The following is an 18,876-nucleotide window of genomic DNA, read 5'->3' on the forward strand; positions in this document are numbered from 1 at the left end:
CAAAATTGAGGCCGTTTCCACAACGATCCGATCCTTAAGGTCGGGAACAGTCGTATCGCAGCCCTCGGAAATACTGTCGTTCACCAGATCGCCGTAGCGATCCAACCTAATGATTGGTGCTGACGCCTTCGCCCCTGCCCGAGAGGACCGCCGCCCGCCACCAATCCAGCAACTCATCCAGCGTTTCCTGGATGGAATGCCGGGGCGTCCAGTTCACCAGTTGCTTGAGCAGGGAGGGATCACCGGCAGCACAGGGAATGTCCGACGGACGCATCCTGGCCGGGTCGATCTCAACCTCGAACGGACGCCGTGCGCTCCCACGCAGCCGCTCCAGCAGGTCGGAGATGCCGTACACGTGGCCGGAGGCGACATTCACCAGAATCCGCCGTTCCGGCCCCTCATAGTGCAGCAGCGCGATGTAGGCGGCCACGACGTCCTTCACATGCAGGAAGTCGCGCTCGGCGGCGAGGTTGCCGACACGGATCCGCGGAGCGATCTGCCCGGCTTCGATCCGTGCGATCTGGGCGGCGAACGAGGGCAGGACGAACCGCTCGTCCTGTCCCGGCCCCGTATGGTTGAAGGCCCGTGCGATCACGAGCCGCCATTCCTGCGGGAGCAGCGCGCGCAGGACGGCTTCCGCCGCCAGCTTTGAACCGGCATAGGCGTTCATCGGCCTGGGCGCGGTATCTTCGCGAGCCGGACCGTCGTTGAAGCTCTCGCCATAAATCTCGCCGGACGACGAGAAGAAGAAGAGCCCTCGGGGGACGTGGCGTGCGACGGCGCGGGCCAGATTGAAGGTGCCGCCGCAGTTCACAACCCAGGTCGCGTTGGGATCACTGACCACGGACGCCTGCGCCGCGAGATGGATCACCACCTCCGGCCGCAGCTCGGCCACGATCCGATCCATCGCAACCGCATCGGAGAGGTCGCCCTCCAGCGTCTCCCAGTCGGGCCGCGCGCTTGCTTCACCGCGGCTCAACATGACCCTGCGGTGCCGCGGGAACGCGGCAACGAGAGCGGGTGCCAAATGACCACCGACAAAGCCGGTCCCGCCGACCAGGAGCAGAACGGGATTGCCCGGCATGGATCACGCCCGCTTCAGGCGAGCGAGATCGGCATCCACCATTTCGCGGATCATCTGGTCGAGCGTGATCTGGGGCTCCCAGCCGAGCTTGGCCTTCGCCTTCGCCGGATTGCCGAGCAGCACGTCCACTTCCGCAGGGCGGAAGAAGGCCGGGTCGATCACCAGATGATCGTCGATGTTCAGGCCCACATGGCTGAAGGCGATGCGGCACATGTCGCGCACGGTGGTGGTGGTGCCGGTGGCGACCACATAGTCGTCGGCCGCGTCCTGCTGCAGCATCAGCCACATGGCGCGGACGTAATCCTTGGCATGGCCCCAGTCGCGCTTGGCGTCGATATTGCCGAGGCGCAGCTCCTTCTCGAGGCCGAGCTTGATGCGGGCGACGCCGTCGGTGACCTTGCGGGTCACGAACTCAATGCCGCGCAGCGGGCTTTCGTGGTTGAACAGGATGCCCGAGGAGGCGTGCAGCCCGAAGCTCTCGCGATAGTTCACCGTGATCCAGTGGCCATAGAGCTTGGCCACCGCATAGGGCGAGCGCGGGTAGAAGGGCGTGGTCTCGCTCTGCGCGGCTTCCTGGATCTTGCCGTACATCTCGGAGGAGGAGGCCTGATAGAAGCGCGCCTGCGGGGCGACGATGCGGACCGCTTCCAGCACGTTGGTGACGCCCACGGCGGTGATGTTCGCCGTCAGGATGGGCTGCTGCCAGGAGGAGGCGACGAACGACTGGGCCGCGAGGTTGTAGACCTCGTCCGGCTTCACCTGCTCCACCAGCCGGATGAGGCTGGAAAGGTCGGACAGGTTGCCATCCAGCATGGCGACGTCCTTTTCGACGCCCAGCCAGCGCAAGCGGTGATCTGCCACCCCAAGGTGCGACGAGCGGCGAACCACTCCATGCACCTCATATCCCTTTTCCAGCAGGAACTGGGAAAGGTAGGCACCATCCTGGCCTGTGATACCGGTGATCAAAGCACGCTTGGTCATTCAAATCCCCAAAATGCACAGCCATTGCATAGCTGAGGGCCGTTGCCCTGTATACCCCGGAGCGCATATCCCAGCTCGAACGAAAGCATTCGGCCTGAGAGATACTTGCCTAAAGACCATGGGTGGCCTCAAGGTTTCTCCGGTTCCTTATCGCGAGCCTTCCAAACATGGTCATCTAACCAGAGGTCGGCCCATTCTCGTGTCACGTGCCCGATCGTCGGAGCAGGATGCCGCGCGACCGCTCGGTTACGGACGTTGCGCGCGCATCATGCCAGCCGTTCTGCTCTCATCCTGGCGTCCTCTGCCAGCCGATAGCGCCCGATATGGGTCAAGGTTTTAGCGAGGTTCAACCACGCTTCCTTGTCGCTCGGGTTGGCGGAGGTGTAACGCTGATACGTCTCGAAAGCCTTTATCCAGTTCCGGCTGCGCAGTTCGGCATCTGCAGCGTTCCGGAGTTCAGCAGTGGCGGCGTCCGCCGGAGCGGGCGGCTGGGTGGGGGCACCCTCGGAGGGATGTTCGCCGGGCCGGGCCAATTCCGTCTGCGCCAGCCATCCCGCACCCAGTTCGTTTGCACGCACATAGGCGCGTCTCGCCTGGTCCGGCCGCCCAAGCCGCTTGAGGAGATGGCCTTGTTGCAGGTGCGGCTCATAATTGGTTGCGTCGAGCGCAATGGCCTTGCTGTAGGCGTCATCCGCCGTGCTGAAGTCGCCCGCTTCCTTGGCCACGTTGCCGAGCTGGATCCAAATCGCCTGGTTGCCGGGAAATGCGTCCAGATACGTGCGATAATGCTCCGCCGCGTCGCGCCACTTTTTTGCATCGCGGGCCGCATCGGCCGTCGCCAGCGCTTGCGATGCGAGGCCCTCCTTCGCGGCCTGCAAAAGGCGGTCGCCGCCGGGCAGGTTGGCATTCTCTTCGAGGAGCGCGACGCTGCGTTCAAAGAACGTGCGCGCCTCGGCGGGGCGGTTCAGGCGCTTCAGCAGATGCCCGAGGTGAATGAGAACATCCGCATCTGACGGGTTTCCCGTCGCGGCTGCCGAATAAGCAGCCTCCGCAGCCCGAAGATCGCCGCTCTCCTTGAGAGCATGCCCAAGTTGAACGCGGATGCCCCAGTCCTGGGGCATCAGGTCGAGGTAAGCTCGATAGCCAGCAACTGCCAGCGCCCAGTTCTGTGCGTCCCTGGCTGCGTCAGCTGCGCGTAGATGCCGGACCGCGAAAACCCTCTTCGGTGAAAGGTGGCTGATGATATTCCCAATCATGATATCGCTCGGTACCACCGTTCGTAGATCTGTCTGGTTGCTGTCGCTGCGGAGTCAGATTGGAGAGCTATCGCGCTTTGAATTAATTTACTCTTATTTATTCTGTCATCCCGCCGGCCAGGTTGTCCGGATTTGTTTGGTTATACACGCCTCTCCGCTGTCACTGGCAGGCCGCCTGCCGGCCGCAGCGTGAGGCGGCTGACGGGTTCGACCTTGGTGCCGGGAAGGACGCGGATGCGGAACTGCTGGATGAGGATGGCGAAGCACAGAATCGCCTCCGTCAGTCCGAAGGCGAGGCCGGCGCAGATGCGCGGGCCTATGGCGAAGGGAATGTAGGTGTAGGGCGTCGGGCGGTCGGTGAGGAAGCGCTCGGGGCGGAAGCGCTCCGGCTGGTCCCACAGGCCCTCGGAGCGGTGCAGCAGCCACGGAACCACCACCACCAGCGCGGCCGGGTCGATGTCGATGCCGGCGATGGTGTCGGCGTCCTTCGCCTGCCGGGCGAGGATGGGCACCGGCGGATACAGGCGCAGGGTCTCCTCGATGACCGAGCGGCACCAGTCGAGCTGCGCCACGTCGTCCACGGTGGGCGTGCGGCTGCCGCAGACGCGGTCGAGTTCCGCCAGCACAGCCTCTTCCACCCAGGGCGCGTTGGAGATGAGATACCAGGCCCAGGTGAGCACGCCGGCGGTGGTCTCGTGGCCGGCCATGAAGATGGTCGCCGCCTCGTTGCGCAGGGCGGAGACGTCGAGGCCGAGGTCGGGGCTTTTCTGTTGGCGTTTCACCAGCAGATCGAGCATGGAATCATGCTCGCCGCGCCCTTCCAGATGGTCCGTCACCACCTTGTCGATCACCCGGTCGAGCTGGGCCACCGAGCGGCGCAGGCGCGGGCCCCGGAACACTGGCAGGCCCTCGTTGGCACCGAGGAAATAGCCGATGTTGAAATTGTCGATGAGACCCTGATAGCGGGTGAAGGCGTCCACCACGTCATGGGCCGCTCGCGCGCCCAGTTCGTTGCCGAAGACGGCGCGCGAGATGATCTCGGCGGTGAGCTCCGCCATCTCGGTGAGTGCGTTGAAGGGTTCCCCGGCCGGGCGCGCGCGCCAGCGCTCCACGAAGGAGAGCGTCACCGCTTCCATGGTGAGGCCGAAGGCCGGCACCCGGTTCTTGTGCACGATGTCGCTAACCAGCGGCCGCCGCCGCCGCCAGGTTTCGCCGTCGGAGATGAAGAGGCCGTCGCCGAGCAGATTTTCCAGCGCCCGACGCATCTGCGGGCTCTTTCGCTCGTAATTGTCATGGCGGGTGGCCATGACGTACTTCACGGTCTCAGGGGAATTGGCGAGGAACACCTGCCGGCCGAACAGGCGCATGTCGCCATGGGTCGGGCGGTAGTCGTTCACGTGCCAAAGCGAGATCAGGTTGCGCTTGGCGGCGAGGATCAGATCGAGTGGCGGCAGGCGCTTGTCGTGCGGACGCGGACGGGCGGGGGCGAACCAGTCTGGTCCCCGCTCTTCCAGGATCGGCGCCGGCTTTTGCAAGAGCTGCAGCATGGGTCCGTTTCAGATCCCCGGCCTCGGACCGGCGATGGTGGGTGATTTCGCCCATCCGCACGGCACCAATAAGGCCGTGCGGATGGAAAAGGTCACTGGCGGCTGTAGACGTCCTCCAGCCGCACAATATCGTCCTCGCCGAGGTACGAGCCCGTCTGGACCTCGATGAGTTCCAGCGGGATGCGGCCTGGGTTGGCCAGACGGTGCACGCTGCCGCAGGGCAGATAGGTGGATTCGTTTTCGTTCACCGTGAACACCTTGTCGTCCACGGTCACCTCGGCGGTGCCGCGCACCACCACCCAGTGCTCGGCGCGGTGATAGTGCTTCTGGAGCGAGAGCTTGCCGCCCGGCTCGACCACGATCTTCTTCACGTGGAAGCGGTCGCCGCGGCAGATGGTCTGGTAGGTGCCCCAGGGCCGGTGCATCTTGAGGTGCTCGTTCACCTCGTTCCGCTTGGCGGAGCTGAGCTCGCTCACCAGCTTCTTCACGTCCTGGCTGCGCTCGGAAGGCATCACCAGGATGGCGTCGTCGGTGGCCACCACCGAAATGCCGTCGAGGCCGATGCCGGCCACCAGCTTGCCGTCCGTATAGACGTAGGAATTGCGGCTATCCATCAGCGAGACGGAGCCGTGGGTCACGTTGCCATGCGCGTCCTGCGCATTCACGTCATGGACCGCGTCCCAGGCGCCGATGTCGGACCAGCCGAAGTCGCCGGCCACCACCGCCGCGGCCTGCGTGTGTTCCAGCACCGCGAAATCGATGGAGATGGCCTTGGAAGCGGAGAATTCCGCGCTGTCGAGGTTGAGAAAGGTGAGGTCCGGCTTCGCCTTGGCGATGGCGGCCTCCGCGTGCGCGGTCATTTCGGGCTCGAGCCGCGCCCCTTCCTCCAGCATCAGGCCGGCGGGGAAGAGGAAGTTGCCGGAGTTCCAGAGATAGCCATCGGCCACATAGCGGGCCGCGGTCTCGGCGTCCGGCTTTTCCACGAAGCGGTCCACGAGCGCCGCATCGGTGCCCTCCACCACGGTGCCGGGCTTGATGTAGCCATAGGCGGTGCTGGGGCCCTGCGGACGGATGCCGAACGTGACGATATGGCCCTTGGATGCGGCTTCGGCCGCGCTGTTCACGCAGGCGCGGAAGGCGTCTGGATTGGACACCACGTGGTCGGCGGCGAGGGCCAGCACCAGTGTCTCGGGGCCGTGCTGGTCGCGCACATAAGCGGCGGCCGCGAGGAGCGCGGGGCCGCTGTCCCGGCGCACGGGCTCCAGCAGGACGGTCGGATGGATTTCGATCTCGGCAGCCTGCCGCTTGGCGAAGAAGCGGAAGTCGGTCCCGGTGATGACGACGGGGGGCAGGAACACGTCGCTCTCGGCGACACGCAACAGGGTGTCCTGATAGAGCGTATTTTCCGAGACGAGCGCGATGAACTGCTTGGGTAAGCTCTGGCGCGACAGTGGCCACAGTCTGGTGCCGGTTCCTCCCGCAAGGATCACAGGCACGATTTTGTGTCGCGACACCATCAAAGGCCCCTACAGTCTGTATTTTTAAATCGCACGCTATTTCGCGCACATGCGTGCGTCGCACCAAAGCGGGTTCTTCGGGCGCTGTAAAGCCTCGGCGGCGGCTTTAGATACATCGCAGGCTAACGGATGCACCCGTTCCGGCACCGTGTCCGGAGCCCTGAGCCGCCTTGATCTTCACCTATGAGCGCCGGGAACCCAGAGCACGTCGTTGGCTCCGTGGCCATTGACGTAGCGCCCGGCGACAAAAAGCAGGTCGGATAAACGATTGATGTATCTGAGTGCCTCCATGCCCACCTGCTCGCCGTCGCTTTCCGCGAGCGTCACCATGTCCCGCTCCGCCCGCCGCGCGACGGTGCGCGCGAGGTGCAGGTGGGCGGCGGCCGGGGTGCCGCCAGGGAGGATGAAAGATTTCAGGGGATCGAGTTCCGCATTCAGTCGGTCGATGTCCTCCTCCAGCCGCCGGACCTGCGGCGCGGTGATTCGCAGCGGCTCGTAGGGCGGGGGCGGCGCGCCGGGCCGCTCGGGGACGCAGAGGTCCGCGCCGAGATCGAACAGGTCGTTCTGGACGCGGGCCAGAATGGCGTCGACCTGCGGATAGGCTGCGAGGTGCAGCCGCACGAGACCGATCGTGGCATTGGTCTCATCCACCGTGCCGTAGGCGGCGACACGCAGATCATCCTTCCGCACGCGCTCGCCCGTGCCGAGTCCGGTCGAGCCATCGTCTCCGGTCCGCGTGTAGATCTTGTTCAGCTTGACCATCTTGTCCCCGAACCGAAGTCAGTGGCGCATGGCATAGATGGTGATCATCACCAGCACCACCGCACCGAACTGAAAGAGCACGCGCAGCTGCATCAATTTCTGCGAGCGCTGCGGCGATCCTCCGGCGGCGAGATTGACGAGCCCGAGGATCAGCACACCCGCTACGGCCGCCAGGGCGAGCGGGATCAGCAGATAGATGGTCCAGTTCATCATGGCGATCCTCCCGGGGATGCTGCGGCGATCCCTCCGTTGCCTGGGAGCATAGGCGGCCTCCAGCGACGATGCATCCCGGCAATCGGTCAGCGTGCCTTTACGAACATTGCGCGTGCCGCAGATCGGATATGCGCTAAATGTCGCCGAAATGTCATTTCCCGCTTGAATGTTGCGGTGCAACCGGGCACGGACAACACCCAATTCAACCCGCGCTCCGCGCGCCAGTGTCAAAGCCGCCCCAATGACCTCCTCCCCGTCCACCGGTCCTGATCATCAGGCCAAGCGTCCCCTGTCCGGCCAGGACATCCGAACCCTCGTCCTGTCCGCGCTCGGCGGCGCGCTCGAGTTCTACGACTTCATCATCTTCGTCTATTTCGTCGTGGTGCTGGGCAAGCTCTTCTTCCCGCCCGAGATGCCCCAGTGGCTCGTGCAGTTGCAGGCCTTCGGCATCTTCGCGGCCGGCTACCTCGCCCGCCCGCTCGGCGGCATCGTCATGGCGCACTTCGGCGACAAGGCCGGCCGCAAGCGCATGTTCACGCTCTCCATCTTCCTGATGGCCCTGTCGACCCTCGGCATCTCCTTCCTGCCGAGCTATCAGGTCATCGGCTACGCCGCGCCCATCCTGCTGCTGTCCATGCGCGTGCTCCAGGGCGCGGCCATCGGCGGCGAGGTGCCGGGCGCCTGGGTGTTCGTCTCCGAGCACGTGCCGGGCCGCCATGTGGGCCTTGCCTGCGGCATCCTCACCTGCGGCCTGACGAGTGGCATCCTGCTCGGCTCGCTGGTGGCGACCGCCATCAACACGATCTTCACCCCGGCGGATATCCTCTCCTATGCGTGGCGCATTCCCTTCCTGCTGGGCGGCGTCTTTGGCTTCGCCTCGGTCTATCTGCGCCGCTGGCTGCAGGAGACCCCGGTGTTCAAGGAGATGAAGGCCCGCAAGGAGCTGGCCGCCGAACTGCCGCTCAAGGTGGTCCTGCATCGCCACACGCCGGCGGTCATCATCTCCATGCTGGTGACCTGGTTCCTCACCGCCGCCATCGTGGTGGTGATCCTCATGACGCCGACCCTGCTCCAGAAGCCGCCCTATGGCATTTCCGCGCCGCTGGCGCTGGAGGCGAACGTCGCCGCGACCTTCTTCCTGTCCATCGGCTGCGTGCTTTCCGGCGCGCTGAGCGACCGGCTGGGCGGCGGGCGTGTGCTGGCGGTGGGTTCGGTGCTGCTCGGCATCGCCACCTATGCCCTCTACACGCTGGTTCCGGCGCGTCTGGATCTCGTGGTGCCGCTCTATGCGGCGGCGGGCTTCACCGTGGGCGTGATCGGTGCCGTGCCCTTCATCATGGTGCGGGCCTTCCCGCCGGCGGTCGCCTTCACCGGCGTGTCCTTCTCCTACAACGTGGCCTACGCCATTTTCGGCGGCCTCACGCCGCTGTTCATTTCGCTGGCCATGCAGCTCGATCCGCTGGCCCACGCGCACTATCTGCTGCTCATCGCGGCGCTGGGCGTCGTGGTCGGGCTGATGGTGCGCCCGCCGCTCCATGCGGCTGCCAAGACCGAGCGCGTCGGCGCCCGCGCCTGACACGCGCCGATCCGCCATCCGGCCCGCCCGCGTTCCCGCGGGCGGGCTTTTTCATGCCCCGTCGCCGCGCCGGCGCTTCTATCTTGCGTTGTGAAATAGGAAAAATGCGTCAAAAAATACGTGACAACAATTTGCACAAATGCGGCTGCGTCTGCTGAAATTCGTCTCAATATGCCTACTTTCTGGCCGACTGCCGAATCTTGCAAGCTTCGCGCAAGCTATGATTACTTTGCTCGCAAAGCGAATTTCTTGGGTTAAAGGTGGGTGTGCCAATGTCGCGCTTTCGACTGGGCATCGGTTACAAGCTCGGTATTGTATCCGGTATATTGGTACTTCTCTCCGGCAGCGTCATTATTAGCCGACAGATTGCTTCCAGCCGCATCCAGGCGGCGACCGAAGCTTCCGACGTCCAGGATTCCATCCTTCAGAAGATCGAGGCCGCCGGTGCCACGATCACCCGCATCCAGGCCAATGCGAAGGACATCCGCCTGTCCTTCTCCTCCAATGAGGTGGATGGCCTTCTCGGCCGCGTCAGCTCCGACGTGACGAAGGGCATGGACCTGATGGACGAGGCGTCCGACCTGACCCAGGCCGCCGCCACCCGCGATGCCTACAAGGCCATCCGCACCCGCTTCGGCGACATCGGCAAGGCCGTGACCGAAATCGCCAAGGCCCAGAAGCTCGAGCTGGAATCCTTCGACCGCCGCACCGGCATCACCGTGCGCTGGGATGGCGCGCTGGACGACGCCAAGGCCTCGCTTCTCGACCTCAACTCCCGCCTCGGTGAGAACGCCATTTCCGACCTGTCGCTGCTGGACCGCAAGCTGCAGCAGATCAACCTCGCTTCTTGGCGCTTCATCGCGACCGAGGACACAAAGCAGCTCCCGGTCATCGAGATGAACGCGAAGGCGGGCCGCGCGACGCTCGATTCGGTCCTCCAGACCGCCGGTACCGATCCCAACACGGAAGGGCCGGTGAAGACCGTGCGCACCTTCTTTGAGGAGTACCTCAAATACGTGCAGGACGGCGTCGATCAGGTGATGCTGAAGCGCAAGATCCTTGAGGAACGCCTGACGCCGGCCTCGCGCGAGGTGGCGCAGATGATCCAGCAGGCCAGCAGCAATGCCGCCAGCGGCTCCAAGCAGGCCGATGCCGCCGCCGAAAGCGCGCGGACGGACGGCATGTTCCAGATCCTCGTCTTCTCCTGCATCTCCATCGTCGCCGCCATCGTGGCCTGGGCCTATTCCGGCTTCGGCATCGCCTTGCCGATCCGCCGCGTCAGCGCCGTCATGAACGAGATTTCCGGCGGCAACCTTGCGGCGGAAATCCCCTACGGCACGCGCAACGACGAGGTGGGCGACCAGGCGCGGGCGCTCGCCGTGTTCCGCGACGGCCTCATCGAGGCCGAGCGCCTGCGGGAGGAACGGGCCGAAGAGGAGCGCCTCGCCGCGCTCCAGCGCAAGACGGAGATGCACGATCTCGCCGACCGCTTCGAGAGTGCGGTGGGTGCGGTGGTGGACATGGTGGCGACCGCCGCCACCAACCTCCAGACGGCCGCCCAGACCCTGACCTCCACCGCCGAGCAGACGACGGCGCAGGCGACCGCCGTCGCCGCCGCCGCCAACCAGGCCACGGTGAATGTGCAGACCGTCGCCGCCGCCATCGAGGAACTCTCCGCTTCGGCGCGCGAGATCGGCAGCCGCCTGTCCCGCTCGTCGGAGGTGGCCGACCGCGCCGTGAGCGAGGTCGATCACACCAACGGCCAGATGACCGAACTGCGGACGTCCGCGGACCAGATCGGCAACATCATCAGCCTCATCGACAATATCGCGGGCCAGACCAACCTTCTGGCGCTGAACGCCACCATCGAATCCGCCCGCGCCGGCGAGGCGGGTCGGGGCTTTGCGGTGGTCGCGCAGGAGGTGAAGGGTCTGGCGGGCCAGACCGCCAAGGCCACGGCCGACATTTCCGAGCGCATATCCGGCATCCAGGACTCCACCGGCGACGTGCTGGGGGCCATCACCGGCATTGCCCATACCATTGCGGAGATCAGCGAGGGCACCACTGCCATTGCCGCCGCCATGGAAGAGCAGAACGCCACCACGGCCGAGGTGTCGCGCAACATCCAGCAGGCGGCGGCCGGCGCCAATGAGGTCACCTCCAACATCGCGGGCGTGGAGCGGGCAGCACAGGCGTCCTCCAACGCCGCCTTGCAGGTGCTCTCCTCGGCCACCGACCTGTCCCATCAGGCCGATGCGCTGCGCGCGGAGGTGCAGAATTTCCTGCGGAGCGTGCGCGCCGCCTGACCTTCCATCTCCCAATCAATATGTAAGCAATACAAAATAAAGGGGTCCACATAGTGGACCCCTTTCTGCATTACCGCCGAGACAAATCGAATAAGCGTTGAATCTCAACATCACTTTTGCCGGAAAAACACCTGCAAGGCCCGAGCAAGCTACACGATCCCCAGTGTTTCGAATTCTCAGCTGGGTGGAAGCGTTGCCATGGCCAAATTCAAGGTTGGTATCGGGCTGAAGCTCGGGATTGCCTCTGTCGTTCTTGTTCTTCTTTCGGGCGGCGTCATCGTCAGCCGCCAGGTCGCCATTACAGAGATCCGCGAAGCCAATGCCGAAGTACGGCAGCAGCAGGCGGTGTTCGACCTGTTGCAGGAAATCCATCTGCTGCTGAGCCGCATCCGTGTGAACACCGCTGAGATGCGCCTGTCCTTCGCCAATCTCGACAATGAGAACTACCTCAAGCAGATCAAGAAGGACGTGGCGTCCGCCAAGGAGCGCCTGGACAAGGCGATTGCGGTTGAGCCGCATGAAGATGACCGCGCCTCGTTCCGCAAGCTGAAGGCGCTCTTCGACGACATGGGCACTGCCGCCGCCGCCGTCTACCAGACCGAGGCCGACCAGCTCGACGCGGTGGATGCCCGTCCCGGCATCCGCATGGCCGCCCGCGTTGCCTTCGCCAATCTCACGACCCAGCTGACCAATGTGGGCGATGCCGATGCGGCCCGCGAGGTGGAGCCGCTGGAGGCCATGCTGGAGCAGGTCAACATGGCGTCCTGGAGCTTCCTCGTGGAGGAGGACACCAAGCAGCTCAACATCATCTCCGTGAACGAGGACAGCGGCCACAAGGCACTGGACGCCATTCAGGAGCGGCTGGGCGGCATCTCCATGGTGGCGAGCGATCTTGCCGCCGCCCGGAAGGCCTTCGACGATTATATCAAGTCGATCCGCGACGGGATCGCCCAGGCCCAGGCCCGCCAGAAGATCGTGGCGGAAAAGGCCGTGCCCGCCATGGCCGCGACGCTCAAGATGCTTCAGGAGGCCACGGACGACGGCATGAAGCAGTCGCAGGAGGCGGACGCGGCGGCAACCGCCGCGCTGGACAGCGGCATGGGGCAGATCCTCATCTTCTCCATCATCGCCATCCTCGCTGCCATCGGCGCGGCGCTCTATTCCGTCTTCGGCATCGCCCGCCCCATCCAGCATGTGAGCGCCGCCATGGAGGAGGTCTCCGGCGGCAATCTCCAGGCGCAGATCCCCTATGAGACCCGCGGCGACGAGGTGGGCGACCAGGCGCGGGCGCTCGCGGTGTTTCGCGACGGCCTCGCTGAGGCCGAACAACTGCGCGAGCAGCGGGCGCTGGAAGAGCGCGCCGCCGCCGAGCGGCGCAAGGAAGAGATGCACGCCCTCGCCGACCGGTTCGAGGCGGCGGTGGGCGCTGTGGTGGAGACCGTGGCTTCGGCCGCCTCTGAGCTTCAGGGCGCCGCCCAGACGCTCACGACCACCGCCGAACAGACCACCAATCAGGCGAGCGCCGTTGCGGCGGCGGCCAATGAGGCCACCGCGAACGTGCAGATGGTGGCGGCGGCCATCGAGGAACTCTCGGCCGCGGCGAACGAGATCGGCCATCGCCTCTCCCGCTCCACCGAAGTCGCGGGCCGCGCGGTGAGCGAGGTCGACCAGACCAACGGCCGCATGACCGAACTGCGCGGCTCCGCCGACCAGATCGGCAATATCGTCGGCATGATCGACACCATCGCCGGCCAGACCAACCTCCTGGCGTTGAATGCCACCATCGAATCCGCCCGCGCCGGCGAGGCGGGCCGGGGCTTTGCCGTAGTGGCGCAGGAGGTGAAGGAACTGGCCGGTCAGACGGCCAAGGCCACCGCCGACATCTCCAGCCGCATCCACGGCATTCAGGACTCCACGGGCGACGTGCTCAGCGCCATCACCGGCATCGCCCAGACCATTGCGGAGATCAGCGAGGGCACCACCGCCATCGCCGCCGCCATGGAGGAGCAGAACGCCACCACGGCCGAGGTCTCCCGCAACATCCAGCAGGCGGCGAGCGGCACCACGCAGGTGACCTCGAACATCGCCGGCGTGGAGCGGGCGGCGCAGGCCTCCTCCCAGGCGGCCCAGCAGGTGCTGTCCTCCGCCACCGGCCTCACCCGGCAGGCGGATGCGCTCCGCGCCGAGGTGCAGCATTTCCTGAGCACGGTGCGCGCCGCTTGAGGGAGCGCTGGCCCCGAGCGACCCGAGGATCTCAGGAGACGAAAAAGGGCGGCCCCGGAAGGGACCGCCCTTTCTGATTCATCCGCCTCATTCAGCGGCCGAAGAGGCTCCGGGCAGGCCCGGAGCCGTCAACGTCACTCGGCAGCGCCGGCCTCGTCGCCTTCCTTGGCGGCGTCCTTCTCGGACTTGGCCTTGGCTTCGAGATCCTCGCCGGTGGTCTGGTCGACCGCCTTCATGGACAGGCGGGTCTTGCCGCGCTCGTCGAAGCCGACCAGCTTGACCTTGACCTTGTCGCCTTCCTTGACCACGTCGGAGCTCTTGGCCACGCGCTCCTTGGAGAGCTGCGAAATGTGGACCAGGCCGTCCTTGGAACCGAAGAAGTTCACGAAGGCGCCGAAGTCCACCACCTTCACGACCGTGCCGTCATAGATCGCGCCGACCTCGGGCTCCGAGGCGATGGACTTGATCCAGTTGATGGCGGCCTTGATGCTGTCGCCGGAGGCGGAAGCGATCTTGATGGTGCCGTCGTCCTCGATGTTGATCTTGGCGCCGGTCTTCTCGACGATCTCGCGGATCACCTTGCCGCCGGAGCCGATCACTTCGCGGATCTTGTCCACGGCGATCTTCATCACCTCGATGCGCGGGGCGTGCTCGCCGAGTTCCGCACGGGCCGAGGTCAGGGCCTTGGACATCTCGCCGAGGATGTGCGCGCGGCCATCCTTCGCCTGGGCGAGGGCGACCTTCATGATCTCCTCGGTGATGCCGGCGATCTTGATGTCCATCTGGAGGGCGGTGACGCCCGATTCCGTGCCGGCCACCTTGAAGTCCATGTCGCCGAGGTGATCCTCGTCGCCCAGGATGTCCGACAGGACCGCGAACTTCTCGCCTTCCAGGATCAGGCCCATGGCGATGCCCGCGACGGGGCTCTTCAGCGGCACGCCGGCGTCCATCAGCGACAGCGAGGTGCCGCAGACGGTGGCCATGGAGGACGAGCCGTTGGACTCGAGGATCTCCGACACCACGCGCAGGGTGTAGGGGAACTCGTGCTTGGCCGGCAGCATCGGGTGGATGGCGCGCCAGGCGAGCTTGCCGTGGCCGATCTCACGACGGCCGGGCGAACCCATGCGGCCGGTCTCGCCCACGGAGAAGGGCGGGAAGTTGTAGTGCAGCAGGAAGTGCTCCTTGTAGGTGCCTTCCAGGCTGTCGATGAACTGCTCGTCCTCGCCGGTGCCGAGGGTGGCGACCACGAGGGCCTGCGTCTCGCCGCGGGTGAACAGGGCCGAACCGTGGGCGCGGGGCAGGATGCCGACTTCCGACACGATCGGGCGGACGGTCTTCACGTCGCGGCCGTCGATGCGGATGCCGTCATCGAGGATGGCCCAGCGCACGATCTTGGCTTCGAGACCCTTCAGCACCTCGGCCACGTCCTGGGCCTTCGGGGCTTCCTGACCGTCGATGGCCAGCTGCTCGAAATACTTCTTCACCTTGGACTTGGCAGCGCCGACCGCCTCGTAGCGGGCCTGCTTCTGCTTGATCTTGTAGGCGGCGCGCAGGTCGGCCTCGGCGATCTCGCGGATCTTGGCCTCGAGGGCGGAGTGATCCACCGGCTCGAAGGGGCGCGGCTCCTTGGCAGCCTTCTCGGCGAGGCGGATGATGGCCTCGATCACCGGCTGGAAGTGGCGGTGGCCGAACATCACGGCGCCGAGCATTACCTCTTCGGAGAGCTCCTTGGCTTCGGATTCCACCATGAGCACGGCGTCGGAGGTGCCTGCGACCACGAGGTCGAGGGCGCTGTCCTTCAGCTCTTCGATGGTGGGGTTCAGCACGTATTCGTCGCCGACGAAGCCGACGCGGGCGCCGCCGATGGGGCCCATGAAGGGCACGCCGGAGAGCGTCAGGGCCGCGGAGGCGGCGACCATGGACAGCACGTCCGGATCGTTCTCGAGGTCATGGGCGAGAACGGTGACCACCACCTGGGTGTCGTTCTTGTAGCCGTCCGCGAACAGCGGGCGGATGGGGCGGTCGATGAGGCGGGAGACCAGCGTCTCCTTCTCGGAGGGACGGCCCTCGCGCTTGAAATAGCCGCCGGGAATGCGGCCGGCCGCGTAGGTCTTTTCCTGATAGTTCACCGTCAGGGGGAAGAAGTCCTGGCCGGGCTTGGGCTCACGGGCCGAGACGACGGTGGCGAGGACGGTGGTGTCGCCATAGGAGGCGAAGACGGCGCCGTCGGCCTGACGGGCCATCTTGCCCGTCTCCAGCACCAGCGTGCGGCCACCCCAATCCAGCTCTTCGCGATGGATGTCGAACATGAAAGTCTCTTTCTTCTCAGACGAAGAAGGAGAGCCATGAGCAAGACGGCGGGACGCACGCGCCGCCCCACCGCCGCAGGGGGCGGAGGGGAGCACGGCATGCGTCCGGCGATCCTGCCATGACTTTCCTTAAGTCTTCGCGATGCGCGGCGAGCCCCATGCCCGCTGCGTCTGTGGCTCCCGACGAAAGCGCCGTCCGGCGGTTTCGTCTCTGGCAGGTTCAACGCGCCGGAGCCTTGGCAAACCGGATGTCCTGCATCCGATTCCCGCCTGCTCCGTGGGTCCTGCCGAAACCGGACGGTCCTGTGGGGCCTATCCGGCGGGCGGAACCGCGGCGACCGGGAGCCGGACCACCGCGGCAAGCCCATCCACTCCATCCGGACCCTGCGCCGGGGCGGGAAGCCCACGGCGCGTCCGGACGTCGGACCTCAGCGACGCAGGCCGAGGCGGCCGATCAGCGTCTTGTAGCGGCCCTCGTCCTTCTTCTTCAGATAGTCGAGGAGGCTACGACGCTGCGACACGAGCTTCAGGAGCCCGCGGCGAGAGTGGTTGTCCTTGTTATGGGACTTGAAGTGCTCGGTCAGGTTGGAGATGCGCTCGGAGAGGATCGCAACCTGCACTTCCGGCGAACCCGTGTCGCCGGCCTTCGCACCATACTCGGAGATAAGCGCCTGCTTGCGCTCGGGCGTAATCGACATCGGAACGTCCTTTTCTGGGTCAGTAGATGGCGAGGGGTGCCCGAGGGCCGTCCGTTCGCCTGAAGCCGCAGGGATGGCCGGGCCGGGATGTCGTCCAGCGCGGTCATGCACGAGCGGAAATGATGCCGGCTTTCGCCTGCGGCGCGCACTATACAGAAAACCGCGCATCCTGCCAGTGCTCTGCCGGGAGGCGCGGCAAAGCCTTGCCGGTCAAGGATCCGAGCGCGGGCCTAGCGGATCGGAGGCAGGGCGCGGCGGGTGAAGATGTCCGCGAGCGGTGTGCCGTCCTCGCGCGCCAGCCGCAGCCAGTGGGCCAGTTCGCCCGGCGTCTCCCGCACCCCAAGGAGGCAGGCGGCGAGCCGTTCTCCCGGCTCGATATTACCATGATAGACGAGATCGCGGGCCAGCGTCAGCGTGCCGGCGGGTGGGGCCAACAACTCCCATTCCGCCCGGTCGGCAAAGGCCTGGAAGGCGGCAAAATAGAGAAAGTGCGCGCCGTTGAAGTCCTGCGACGGGCAGGGGGTCAGCATCACGCGGGCGCACTCATGCGCCTGCGTGCGGGCAAAGCCCATGTGCGTGTCCCACTCGCCCCCGCGCAGGGCGGCGGCGAGCGCCGAGGTGCGGCTGACCTCTCCGGGGTCAAGCGGAGGCAGGCCTTCCGGCCGCACGCGGGCGACGGAGCGGTTGCGACCCTCCACCTGTCGCTTCACGAAGACGGACACGAGTTCCAGTTCGGCCACGACACCATCAGGGGCACGAACACTGTGCCGGCTCACGAACTGCGTCGCCGAGATGCGGGCGAGGGTGGAGGCGAAGATGAGTGTGTCATTCTCCGCCACCCGGTCGAGCCGGGCGTTGGCGAGGCTCACGCCGCAGAAGGCGGCATAGACCGGCGCGCCGGTCGCGTCGCGAAAGTCCGGTACCCGCTGCCCCGCCGCCTGCGCCAGCGCCAGCCAGTGGCGGTGGCCGCATTCCTTGAGCAGCCACGTCTCCGACAGGCCGCCAAAGCCGAGATGCGGCATCCCCACCATCACCTCGGGATCAAGGCCGGGGATGGCGCCGGAGCGGACATCCGGCGCGGTGCTGCGGCGGGGGAAGGGGATGACCGACATGGCTCAACCGGCGGCCTTGAGGGGCATCGTTTCGCCCTTCGCCAGTTCCTCGATGCGGTCCGCCACATAGCGGGCGTCCCGGTCGATACCGGAGAAGCGCCCGGAGCCCCAGGTGTGCAGCCAGGGCAGCCCGAGGAAATAGACGCCGGGCACCTGCGTCACGCCCCGATAATGCTGCGGATGGCCGGCGCCATTGAACACCGGCGCGTCGAGCCAGCGGAAATCCGGCTGGAAGCCGATGCACCAGATGATGGAGGTGATGCCCTCGGCCGCCAGATCCAGCGCCACCGGGTCCGCCTCCGGCTCCCACACCGGCTCGTAAACGGAGGGCGGCGGGGCAGCGATGCCTTTCTCGGCAATGTGCTTGTCGATGGCGGCGTTGATGCCGTTATAGACCCGGTCGGCTTCCGCAAGCGCGCTCTTCAGCGTCGGGGCGAAGGTGAGGGTGGTGCCGTCGAGCCCGTCCAACAGGCCGTAGAGCTTCATGCCTTCGGTGGCGAATTTCCGCAGGTCAATGTCGCGCCCGCCGTCGCGGCCGGTGACATAATGGTTGGTGTTGTCGCGTACCCCTTCGCGCAGCGGGTGGCGCTCCACTGGCATGTCATAATAGCCCATCTCCGCCAGCCAGGTGACGACATCCTTGCCGCGATAGAAGCGGGCGCAGCGGGGCGCATCGCCAACCGCAAGATGCACGGTGCGGCCGGCGAGATGCAGGTCTTCCGCGATCTGCGCGCCGGACTGGCCGGACCCCACCACCAGAACCGCGCCTTGGGGCAGGCTCTGCGCATTGCGATACTGCTCGGAATGGAGCTGGTGGATGGAGGCCGGCAGACGCTCGGCCAGGCGCGGGATGATGGGCGTGTGATAGCCGCCCGAAGTCGCGACCACCTGATCGGCGGTCACGGTGCCGGCGCTGGTCGTCACCTCGAAGCCGCCGCCGGCGCGGGCCTTCACCCGCTTCACCGCCACGCCTTCGCGCAAGGGGGCATCCACCTTGCGCTTGAAGGCATCGAGATAGGCGATGATCTCGTCCTTCTTCATGAAGCCGTCCGGCTCGGGACCCTCATAGGGATGGCCGGGGAGTTGGCACTGCCAGTTGGGCGTGACGAGGCAGAAATTGTCCCAGCGCTGCTTGGACCATGCGCCCATGGCCACATCCTTCTCGAACACCACATGATCGAGGCCGCGGGCCTTCAGATAATAACTGATGGACAGGCCCGCCTGTCCGCCACCCACCACCACCACCGCGTGATGGGGAACGCTCTCATTGGCTGCCTCGGGCATGGTCTCGT

At 65.8% G+C, this 18,876-nt stretch carries 14 protein-coding genes; 3 read left to right on the forward strand and 11 right to left on the reverse strand.

Annotation, left to right across the window (positions count from 1 at the left end):
- Positions 1–106: 106 nt before the first annotated feature.
- From AZC_RS00265 to AZC_RS25310, 7 genes are all read right to left on the reverse strand, one after another.
- Positions 107–1,084 (reverse strand): GDP-mannose 4,6-dehydratase, encoded by a 978-nt coding sequence (locus AZC_RS00265; RefSeq protein ID WP_012168584.1) that lies wholly within the window; start codon positions 1,082–1,084, stop codon positions 107–109.
- Between the two features lie 3 nt (positions 1,085–1,087).
- Positions 1,088–2,065 (reverse strand): GDP-mannose 4,6-dehydratase, encoded by a 978-nt coding sequence (gene gmd / locus AZC_RS00270; protein ID WP_012168585.1) that lies wholly within the window; start codon positions 2,063–2,065, stop codon positions 1,088–1,090.
- A gap of 266 nt (positions 2,066–2,331) precedes the next feature.
- On the reverse strand, positions 2,332–3,321 hold the full coding sequence (locus tag AZC_RS24180) for a tetratricopeptide repeat protein (protein WP_081433851.1): 990 nt from the start codon (positions 3,319–3,321) through the stop codon (positions 2,332–2,334).
- A gap of 140 nt (positions 3,322–3,461) precedes the next feature.
- A complete protein-coding gene (locus AZC_RS00280) occupies positions 3,462–4,868 on the reverse strand; it encodes a cytochrome P450 (RefSeq protein ID WP_012168587.1) in 1,407 nt (468 codons plus the stop codon).
- Positions 4,869–4,960: 92 nt separating this feature from the next.
- On the reverse strand, positions 4,961–6,385 hold the full coding sequence (locus tag AZC_RS00285) for a mannose-1-phosphate guanylyltransferase/mannose-6-phosphate isomerase (RefSeq protein WP_043878693.1): 1,425 nt from the start codon (positions 6,383–6,385) through the stop codon (positions 4,961–4,963).
- A gap of 177 nt (positions 6,386–6,562) precedes the next feature.
- A complete protein-coding gene (locus AZC_RS00290) occupies positions 6,563–7,147 on the reverse strand; it encodes a cob(I)yrinic acid a,c-diamide adenosyltransferase (RefSeq protein WP_012168589.1) in 585 nt (194 codons plus the stop codon).
- Between the two features lie 18 nt (positions 7,148–7,165).
- Positions 7,166–7,360, reverse strand: a complete 195-nt coding sequence (locus AZC_RS25310) for a twin transmembrane helix small protein (protein WP_012168590.1) — start codon at positions 7,358–7,360, stop codon at positions 7,166–7,168.
- Between the two features lie 241 nt (positions 7,361–7,601).
- Between AZC_RS25310 and AZC_RS00300 the strand changes: the two genes are divergently transcribed.
- The 3 genes from AZC_RS00300 to AZC_RS00310 all read left to right on the forward strand — a co-directional run bounded on the left by AZC_RS00300 (position 7,602) and on the right by AZC_RS00310 (position 13,465).
- Positions 7,602–8,936 carry an MFS transporter gene (locus AZC_RS00300; RefSeq protein WP_012168591.1) on the forward strand — a complete coding sequence of 445 codons (1,335 nt, stop codon included), beginning with the start codon at positions 7,602–7,604 and terminating at the stop codon, positions 8,934–8,936.
- Positions 8,937–9,208: 272 nt separating this feature from the next.
- Positions 9,209–11,242 carry a methyl-accepting chemotaxis protein gene (locus AZC_RS25900; RefSeq protein ID WP_043878694.1) on the forward strand — a complete coding sequence of 678 codons (2,034 nt, stop codon included), beginning with the start codon at positions 9,209–9,211 and terminating at the stop codon, positions 11,240–11,242.
- Between the two features lie 198 nt (positions 11,243–11,440).
- Positions 11,441–13,465, forward strand: a complete 2,025-nt coding sequence (locus AZC_RS00310) for a methyl-accepting chemotaxis protein (RefSeq protein ID WP_012168593.1) — start codon at positions 11,441–11,443, stop codon at positions 13,463–13,465.
- A 134-nt stretch (positions 13,466–13,599) separates the two neighbouring features.
- Here AZC_RS00310 and pnp read toward each other — a convergent pair whose 3' ends face one another.
- From pnp to AZC_RS00330, 4 genes are all read right to left on the reverse strand, one after another.
- Positions 13,600–15,774 (reverse strand): polyribonucleotide nucleotidyltransferase, encoded by a 2,175-nt coding sequence (gene pnp, locus AZC_RS00315; protein ID WP_043878695.1) that lies wholly within the window; start codon positions 15,772–15,774, stop codon positions 13,600–13,602.
- Between the two features lie 428 nt (positions 15,775–16,202).
- Positions 16,203–16,472, reverse strand: coding sequence for a 30S ribosomal protein S15 (gene rpsO / locus AZC_RS00320; protein WP_012168595.1), 270 nt, complete (start codon positions 16,470–16,472; stop codon positions 16,203–16,205).
- Positions 16,473–16,702: 230 nt separating this feature from the next.
- Positions 16,703–17,584: a Pnap_2097 family protein gene (locus AZC_RS00325; RefSeq protein ID WP_012168596.1), complete on the reverse strand. Its 882-nt coding sequence runs from the start codon at positions 17,582–17,584 to the stop codon at positions 16,703–16,705.
- A gap of 3 nt (positions 17,585–17,587) precedes the next feature.
- Entirely contained in the window at positions 17,588–18,868 is a 1,281-nt protein-coding gene (locus AZC_RS00330) for an MSMEG_0569 family flavin-dependent oxidoreductase (RefSeq protein ID WP_043878696.1), read from the reverse strand.
- Positions 18,869–18,876 lie beyond the last annotated feature (8 nt).

The sequence above is a fragment of the Azorhizobium caulinodans ORS 571 genome (assembly GCF_000010525.1).
GTDB classification, from domain to species: Bacteria; Pseudomonadota; Alphaproteobacteria; order Rhizobiales; family Xanthobacteraceae; genus Azorhizobium; species Azorhizobium caulinodans.